General features: G+C 59.9%; 6 protein-coding genes. 5 read left to right on the top strand and 1 reads right to left on the bottom strand.

Annotation, left to right across the window (positions count from 1 at the left end; translation table 11 throughout):
- The 4 genes from WA845_RS22940 to WA845_RS22925 form a co-directional block, all read left to right on the top strand.
- Positions 1 to 198 (top strand): hypothetical protein (locus WA845_RS22940; RefSeq protein ID WP_337322581.1); only part of this gene is annotated, 198 nt, incomplete at its 5' end.
- 48 nt (positions 199 to 246) lie between these two features.
- Positions 247 to 2,733: an ATP-dependent helicase HrpB gene (gene hrpB, locus WA845_RS22935; protein WP_112553001.1), complete on the top strand. Its 2,487-nt coding sequence runs from the start codon at positions 247 to 249 to the stop codon at positions 2,731 to 2,733.
- 26 nt (positions 2,734 to 2,759) lie between these two features.
- Positions 2,760 to 4,067 carry a two-component system sensor histidine kinase ActS gene (gene actS, locus WA845_RS22930; protein ID WP_337322586.1) on the top strand — a complete coding sequence of 436 codons (1,308 nt, stop codon included), beginning with the start codon at positions 2,760 to 2,762 and terminating at the stop codon, positions 4,065 to 4,067.
- Between the two features lie 69 nt (positions 4,068 to 4,136).
- Positions 4,137 to 4,724: an ActR/PrrA/RegA family redox response regulator transcription factor gene (locus tag WA845_RS22925; protein WP_004444351.1), complete on the top strand. Its 588-nt coding sequence runs from the start codon at positions 4,137 to 4,139 to the stop codon at positions 4,722 to 4,724.
- A 4-nt stretch (positions 4,725 to 4,728) separates the two neighbouring features.
- Here the strand turns inward: WA845_RS22925 and WA845_RS22920 are convergent, their stop codons facing one another.
- Positions 4,729 to 5,214 carry an MmcB family DNA repair protein gene (locus tag WA845_RS22920; RefSeq protein WP_004444350.1) on the bottom strand — a complete coding sequence of 162 codons (486 nt, stop codon included), beginning with the start codon at positions 5,212 to 5,214 and terminating at the stop codon, positions 4,729 to 4,731.
- A 184-nt stretch (positions 5,215 to 5,398) separates the two neighbouring features.
- Here WA845_RS22920 and WA845_RS22915 point away from each other — a divergent pair, with 184 nt between their 5' ends.
- Positions 5,399 to 6,112: a L,D-transpeptidase gene (locus tag WA845_RS22915; RefSeq protein WP_006700126.1), complete on the top strand. Its 714-nt coding sequence runs from the start codon at positions 5,399 to 5,401 to the stop codon at positions 6,110 to 6,112.
- The last annotated feature ends 72 nt before the right edge of the window (positions 6,113 to 6,184 follow it).

The raw sequence follows: 6,184 nt of genomic DNA, 5'->3' as shown, positions 1-6,184 counted from the left end.
TTGTTGAAATATATGAGGATAATTAGCCATTTATGCGAAAACCCACATAATGCGCCAAATCCCGCGAGCGTTTTGCTGCGCACCTGCCATCTGCGCCTTTTAAAACGTCCGAGCCTTCCCGCGGCGACCGCCATTTTGCCGGTGGCATATCTTCGAAAGCCGCGTGGCCGGCTGTCAAACCATCGTGTCGTGCTTTAAAACAACAAGAAGACGCTCATATGCTACCCTAATACCAGGCTCCTTTGCATGACCAGAACACCAGCGCCAATAAAGACCGACTTACCTGAACTTCCCGTCAGCGCCGTTCTCGCGGAAATCGCAGGTGCCTTGTCGGGGGCGAGACGTGCGGTTCTCTCGGCCCCTCCCGGGGCGGGCAAAACGACGCTGGTGCCGCTTTATCTCCTACAGCAGAGGTGGCGGGGCGACGGAAAGATCATTCTTCTCGAGCCACGCCGGCTTGCGGCCCGCGCAGCGGCTGGACGCATGGCCGATCTCCTGCATGAAGATGTCGGTGACACCGTCGGATACCGCATGCGGCTCGACAATCGTATTTCATCAAAAACCCGGATCGAGGTGGTAACGGAAGGCGTATTTGCCCGGATGGTTCTGGATGATCCCGAGCTTTCCGATGTCTCGACGGTGATATTCGACGAATTTCATGAGCGCTCGCTCGACGGAGATTTCGGGCTGGCGCTGGCCCTCGATGTCCAGACCGGTTTGCGTGAGGACCTGCGGATCCTCGTCATGTCCGCAACTCTCGACGTTGAACGCATCAGCGCGCTTATGGGTGGCGCTCCGGTCATTCAAAGTCTTGGAAGGACCTTTCCGATCGACATTCGTTACGAGGAACGCTGGCAGGGCATGCCGGTCGATGAAAAGGTGGCAAGGGCGATTAGGGAAGCCCATGCATCGGAAACAGGGTCCATTCTGGCCTTCTTGCCCGGACAGTCGGAAATTACCCGGACGGCTGCAAGGCTGGAAGGACATTTCCCCGACGATACGGATATCATCCCGCTTTACGGCAATCTTTCTCAGAAGGAGCAGGACGCCGCGATCAAGCCGGCAGCCTCCGGGCGACGGAAGATTGTCCTTGCAACATCGATAGCGGAGACCTCGATAACCATCGATGGTGTGAGAGTCGTGGTCGATAGCGGTCTGCAGCGGTTGCCGGTTTTCGAACCGGCGACCGGCATCACCAGGCTTGAGACCGTGCGAGCATCACGCGCCTCGGCCGATCAGCGCGCCGGCCGCGCCGGCCGAACCGAGCCCGGTGTTGCCATTCGCCTCTGGCATCAGGGGCAGACGGCAGCACTCAGTGCATTTACGCCGCCGCAAATTTTGGCGAGCGATCTTGCCAGCCTTGCGCTCGATCTTGCCCATTGGGGTGTTCATGACCCCTCGTCTCTCGCCTTTCTGGACGCGCCACCTGAGGCTGCCCTCAAAGAATCGGTCGCACTCCTGAAAAATCTTGGCGCCCTTGATGAAAGCGGCGCACTGACGCCGCAGGGCCGCCTGATGCGAGGCCTCTCCCTGCCGCCGAGGCTCGCAGCGATGGTGATTGCAGCCGCAGGCGAAGGCTCGGGAAAAAAGGCGGCGATGCTTGCGGTCATGCTGACGGAACAGGGCCTGGGCGGAAATGATATCGATCTCGATGACAGACTGCGGCGCTTTCTTGCCGATAGAGGTGAAAGGGCGCAGGCCGCGCGCAAGCTGGCTTTCCGCCTTCTCGACACAGTCGGTGATATGCCGGCGGCAAACGACCTGCCGAGCGAGGCGGGACCGCTTCTGCTGCACGCATATCCGGACAGGATCGCGCTTCAGCGCGGCGCGCGCGGCCGGTATGTCATGGCGAATGGCCGCGGGGCTGAACTGGCTGAAACGGAGCGGCTGGCGGCGAGCCGAATGCTTGTTGTCGCTGACATTACGGGACGGGCCGCGCAGCCGCGCATCCTTGCGGCGGCCGGCATCGACAGGGCCGATATAGAAGAGCGTATGCCGCATCTTATCGTTCAGCAGGATCAGCTGCTGTTCGACAGGGCGAGCGGACAGGCGCGGGCGCGCCGGGTAGTGCGTCTGGGCGCCATCATTCTGGACGAAACGCCCCTGCCCCGTCCCGACGGTGAGCAGGCAGCGCAAGCGCTCGCCAACGGCGTTCGGCATTTCGGCATCGGCATACTTCCTTTTTCGAAAGAGACCGCGCAATTGCGCGATCGGATCGGATTTCTGAATGCCAGCATCGGAGAGCCCTGGCCGGATGTCAGCGACGAGGCGTTGCTTTCGCGGCTGGACGAATGGTTCATCCCTTTTCAGCATGGCGTCCGGAGCCTTCAGGACATCCGGCCCGGCAGTCTTTCCGAAGGGATTCTGTCCCTGGTGCCACATGAGGTCGCCCGAGATCTCGGCAGGCTGGCGCCGACCCATTTCGAAGCGCCGACGGGCCAGCGGCATCCCATCCGCTATGACGCCAGCGAGCCGACGCTTTCCATTCGCGTGCAGGAGCTTTTCGGGCTGAAGGCGCACCCGGCCATTGCGCAGGGGCGGTTGCCGCTGCTCCTGGAATTGACGTCGCCGGCGCACAGGCCGATACAGACGACGCGTGATCTTCCCGGCTTCTGGGCGGGATCGTGGAAGGACGTGCGGGCAGATATGCGTGGTCGCTATCCGCGTCATCCGTGGCCGGAGGATCCCGCCGATGCCCTGCCGACCAGCCGTGCGAAACCGCGCGGAACGTGATGATGACAAGGGTAAAGGAGACGAAGGTGGCTGGCCATCCGATCGAAACCACCAGGCTTGGCCGCGCCAGCCGCAGGATAAGGTTGCAGACCATTGTGTGGCTTCGCTGGCTGGCGGTTGCGGGACAGACGGCGACGATCCTGCTTGTCGCCTTCGGGCTGAATTTTCCGCTGCCACTTTTGGCCTGCGGCCTTTTGATCGCGGCGCTGGCGCTCGCCAACCTTTTTCTCACCGCCCGTTTTCCCTCCACCTACCGGCTGGAGCCGTGGGAAGCGACATTGCTGCTGGCCTTTGACCTTTTGCAATTGGCGGCGCTGATCTATATCACAGGCGGACTTTCCAATCCTTTCGCGCCGCTGATCTGCGTGCAGGTCATCATTGCCTTTGCCTCCCAACCGTTGCGGCATTCCCTCATTCTCCTCGGCTTTGCCGTCATCTGCTCGACGGCGATCGCCTTTTCGCCCTTTCCGGTTCCCTGGTATCCCGGTGAGGTCTTGCCGATCCAGCTTCTGCTGCATGTCGGCACCTGGGTGGCGATCATTGCCACCACGTCTTTCGCAGCTTTTTATGCCTATCGCGTTTCCCACGAAGCAAATCAGCTCGCGGATGCGCTGGCTGCGACCGAACTGGTGCTGGAACGGGAAAAACATCTTTCACAGCTCGACGGCCTGGCGGCCGCCGCAGCGCACGAGCTGGGTACGCCCCTTGCGACGATCAGCGTCGTCGCCAAGGAGATGGAGCGGGAACTTGGGGATGATGAGAAATATGGCGAGGACATAGCGCTGCTGCGCAGCCAGAGCGAAAGATGCCGCGACATTCTGCGTCGTCTCACCTCCCTGTCCGCCGACAATGAGGAGCACATGCGCCGCCTGCCGCTTTCATCGCTGATCGAGGAGGTAATGGCGCCGCATCGCGAATTCGGCATTCGTCTGGAACTGGTTGAAAAGAACAATCGCGCCGACGAGCCGGTCGGAATCCGCAATGCCGGCATCATCTACGGCCTTGGCAACGTCATTGAAAATGGCGTGGATTATGCGCGCGAAAAAGTCACCGTAACGGTGGATTACGATCATCAGAACGTCGCAGTCATCATTGAAGACGATGGGCCAGGTTATGCCCATGACGTGCTTGCCCGTATCGGCGAGCCCTATGTGACCGAACGTCACAATGACACACGTGCAGGTGGGCTCGGGCTCGGGCTCTTTATCGCCAAGACCTTGCTGGAGCGCTCCGGCGCCACCGTCGCGTTCGAAAATCGCGGCACAACCGGAACCGGCGCGCGGGTCACAATCGTCTGGCCTCGGGCGCTCATGGAGGATAAAAGAAGCCGTTGACTTTACCATTGACGCTGAAGCGGCAATAAGAACAAGAAAAGCCGATGACGTTGCCGGAAGGCCGGAGACATGAAGACAGAAGACCAGACCTCATCCACAAGCGCGCCGGCGGACGATATCGATCCTATCGGACCTGACAAATCTCTGCTGATCGTTGATGACGATGGCCCTTTCCTGCGGCGGCTTGCCCGGGCCATGGAGACACGTGGCTTTATTGTCGACACTGCCGAGACCGTGAGCGAAGGCATCGCGCGTTCCAAGGCTGCGCCGCCGAAATATGCGGTTGTCGATCTGCGGCTTGCGGATGGCAACGGGCTGGAGGTGATCGAAGCCATCAGGCAGAACCGCGACGACACGCAGATCGTCGTTCTGACCGGCTACGGCAATATCGCCACCGCTGTTACCGCCGTAAAGCTGGGGGCGCTGGACTATCTGGCCAAGCCTGCCGATGCAGACGACGTGTTCAACGCCCTGACGCAGCGCAAGGGTGAAAAGACGGAAGTGCCCGAAAACCCGATGTCAGCCGACCGGGTTCGGTGGGAGCACATTCAGCGCGTTTATGAGATGTGCGAGCGCAACGTCTCGGAAACGGCGCGGCGACTGAACATGCACCGAAGGACGCTGCAGCGTATTCTCGCGAAGCGCGCGCCCAAATAAGCGCCTATTCGCCAAAGCTGCGCCCGGTGGTCCATTCCGCCAGCATAAGCCGGGTCGCAGCGGTTCTGGAAAAATCCAGCATGACAGATTTGCGGGTCGCCGGCGGCAATTTATGTTCCGGCGCGTCGCGAAGCATGTGAGCGCCATACCCATCCGACAGTATCAACCCGCATTCCTCCGGGAATATATCGGTTGGAACTTCCGGATGGGTGGCAAAAAACAATCGATCGCAATGCAGGCGGTATTCCGGCCATTTGCGATCGACGCGGAAATCCTCGATCGAGGATTTGATCTCGATGATCCAGATTTCACCCTTGACCGACAGGCTGATGAGATCTGCCCTTCGCCCGCTTGCAAGCGGCAGTTCCGGCAAGACCGAGTGGCGCATTTCGTGCAACAGCACCTGCACGCCGCGGCGCACCAGCATCGCCTTGTCCGACTGGCGGCCGTCGATTAACGGATTATTGTTGGTAACGGAAAGAATAGTCATGGATAAAGGCTGCTGAAGCGTTTGGCCTATTGTTGCAAAAAAGGCAATCAACCGGCAATTTTAAATGCGGTGCCGTTTCGCGGCTGCACAACGGCTTGCCAAGAGCGGCTGAATGGAAAATAACCGATTTATCCTATTAAGCCTACTCCTTCGCACAATTTGGCGAATTTTCCGCGAGAACGACATGCGCATCCGTACCCCATTGACCATACTCGGTCTGACGGCAGCACTGGCACTGGCCGGCTGCGCCGAAACTACCTCCCAATCCGCCACTCCAACATCAGGCAAGATCGCAGCCTCCGTACCGGTTGCTGATCCCGTTCCGGCGAAAGTCGAGACGGTGCAGATCTTCAATGATGTTTATGGTCCGGTGACCGATGCGGGCTATGCGCTGCCGGCCATTCCGATCAACCGTGTGAATGAGAAGTACCGTCGCCAGATCGTCGAGTTCCAGACCAACGAGCGTCCCGGCACGATCATCGTCAATACGCGCGATCGTTTCCTTTATTATATCCTCTCCGGCAACCGCGCCGTGCGTTACGGCATCGGCGTCGGCAAGGCTGGTTTCGCCTGGGCCGGTGAAGCCTATGTGGCCTGGAAGCAGGAATGGCCGATGTGGCATCCGCCAAAGGAAATGGCAGACCGCAAGCCGGAAGTGGCGAAATATGTCGAGGCCGGCATGGGCCCCGGCCTTTCCAACCCGCTCGGCGCGCGCGCCATGTATCTCTTTAACGAAAAGGGACAGGATACGCTGTTCCGTATCCACGGTTCGCCCGAATGGGCCTCGATCGGCACTGCTGCTTCTTCCGGCTGCATCCGCATGATCAACCAGGATGTGATCGACCTTTACAGCCGCGTCCGCCCAGGCCGCAGCACCAAGGTCGTCGTGATCCAGTAAGGGCCGCAACAGCAGATCAAGAAAAAGCCGCCGGGAAACGTCCCGGCGGCTTTTTTATTGATGAAAAGGGCG

It is taken from the genome of Agrobacterium sp. CMT1, assembly GCF_037203725.1.
In the GTDB taxonomy this organism is placed as follows: domain Bacteria; phylum Pseudomonadota; class Alphaproteobacteria; order Rhizobiales; family Rhizobiaceae; genus Agrobacterium; species Agrobacterium pusense.
The sequence above is the reverse complement of the archived record's forward strand: the minus strand, read 5'-3'. Positions and strand labels throughout refer to the sequence as shown.

Coding starts and splice junctions, on each gene's coding strand:
- WA845_RS22915 (WP_006700126.1), top strand. CDS start 5,399: ATGCGCATCCGTACCCCATTGACCATACTCGGTCTGACGGCAGCACTG.
- hrpB (WP_112553001.1), top strand. CDS start 247: ATGACCAGAACACCAGCGCCAATAAAGACCGACTTACCTGAACTTCCC.
- WA845_RS22925 (WP_004444351.1), top strand. CDS start 4,137: ATGAAGACAGAAGACCAGACCTCATCCACAAGCGCGCCGGCGGACGAT.
- WA845_RS22920 (WP_004444350.1), bottom strand. CDS start 5,214: ATGACTATTCTTTCCGTTACCAACAATAATCCGTTAATCGACGGCCGC.